The sequence below is a fragment of the Algibacter sp. TI.3.09 genome (assembly GCF_038154905.1).
Lineage (GTDB): Bacteria > Bacteroidota > Bacteroidia > Flavobacteriales > Flavobacteriaceae > Algibacter.
The window spans coordinates 1-288 of sequence record NZ_JBAKAN010000067.1 but is presented as its reverse complement, the minus strand read 5'-3'; the positions used below and the strand labels follow the sequence as shown (position 1 = coordinate 288).

Annotated in this window: 1 pseudogene; it reads left to right on the top strand. The window is 28.8% G+C overall.

Annotated features, from left to right (window positions below):
• Nucleotides 1-116, top strand: a pseudogene (locus V6246_RS18350) (DUF4230 domain-containing protein); the annotation flags it as partial.
• Between the last annotated feature and the right edge of the window lie 172 nt (nt 117-288).

The following is a 288-nucleotide window of genomic DNA, read 5'->3' as shown; positions in this document are numbered from 1 at the left end:
AAAAAGAAGCTTTAGAAACCATTTTACTTATGGAAACTATAGTTGAAACTATTGGGTGGAAGATGGATTATTCAGCTTTAAAAATTGAAGAAAAAGGTACAAAGTTGATTAAATAAATTATTTCATCATGTTTGAAATTTCAACAGGTAAAAGTAAACTTCAAATAGATGTTATTCATCAGTTTATCACCAATGCCTTTTGGGCAAAAGGCAGAACGGTTGCTGAGGTTAAAAATACAATAGAACATTGTTTTTGTTTTGGTGTATATTTAGTTGATAAGCTAATTGG